Below are 1,084 nucleotides of genomic sequence, written 5' to 3' on the forward strand. Positions count from 1 at the left end.
TGTCGCGACCGGACACGTTGTTCACACGGCGAGGCGGCTGACCGGTGGGTGGCCTCCGAGGGCGGAGTGGCTGCGGGCAGTGTTGTAGTGGCTCAGCCAGCTGTCCAGGGCCGTGGTGCGCTCGTCGTTGCTCATCCACGCGGTGGCGTAGGCCCACTCGGTCTGCAGCGTGCGGTTGAACCGCTCGGCCTTGCCATTGGTCCACGGGTGGCCGGGCTGGATGAACCGACGGGCGATCCCGAGGCGGGTGCAGGCGTCGATCCAGTCGGCGCCCCGGCGGTAGCTCAGCGCGTTGTCGGTCAGCACCCTGCGGATGGTGACGTTCTGGGCGGCGAACCAGGCCGCCGCACGGGTCAGGAAGCCGGCGCAGGTGGCGGCGCGCTCGTCGGGCAGCACCTCGGCGTAGGCCAGTCGGGTGTGGTCGTCGATGGCGACGTGCACGTAGTCCCAGCCCAGGCCGCGGCCGCGGACCTCCTCGGAGCGGCCGTGGATCCGCCAGCCGCCGCCGTCGGGCACTCGGCCGAGCTTCTTGACGTCGATGTGCAGCAGGTCGCCGGGGTGGTCGTGTTCGTAGCGGCGGTCGCTGTGCCGCCGTCCGCGCAGCAGTTCGCCGGTGAGCCGGTCGACATCGGCCAGCCGGGGCATGCCGGCGCGGGCGAGCACCGCGCCGATGGTGGAGGCCGCAAGCCCGAGGATCGCGGCCAGCCGCACTGGCCCGGCGTGATGCGTGCGGCGGGCGGCCACGATCGCCGCGGTTGCGGCCACCGAGGTCCGCCGCGGCATGCGGTGCGGCCGCGAGGATCGGTCGGCCAGCCCCGCCAGGCCCTCGGCGCGGAAGCGGCGCACCCACTTGTAGACCGTCTGCCGGCTGACTCCCAGCTGCTTGGCGACCTCACCGGGCCGATGTCCGGACAGGACGCGGAAGACGATCAGCTTGCGGGCGTAGACGGTGGTACGGGCATTAGCGTGAGCCATAGAGACCTCCGGTCGGGAGTGGGGACGTCAGACATCGCCACTCCTTCCGGAGGTCTCCTTCGTGATCAAGCCACCACGCCGACTGTCAACAACGTCCGTAGTCACGACA

General features: G+C 71.5%; 1 protein-coding gene. It reads right to left on the reverse strand.

Features of this window, described 5'->3' with window-relative positions; genetic code table 11:
• Positions 1 to 21 precede the first annotated feature (21 nt).
• The gene (locus tag DQ237_RS19290) at positions 22 to 975 is read right to left on the reverse strand and encodes an IS481 family transposase (protein ID WP_113801769.1); all 954 of its coding nucleotides are present in this window, start codon (positions 973 to 975) and stop codon (positions 22 to 24) included.
• Positions 976 to 1,084 lie beyond the last annotated feature (109 nt).

The sequence above is a fragment of the Blastococcus sp. TF02-8 genome (assembly GCF_003319175.1).
GTDB lineage: Bacteria > Actinomycetota > Actinomycetes > Mycobacteriales > Geodermatophilaceae > Blastococcus.

Coding starts and splice junctions, on each gene's coding strand:
- DQ237_RS19290 (WP_113801769.1), bottom strand. CDS start 975: ATGGCTCACGCTAATGCCCGTACCACCGTCTACGCCCGCAAGCTGATC.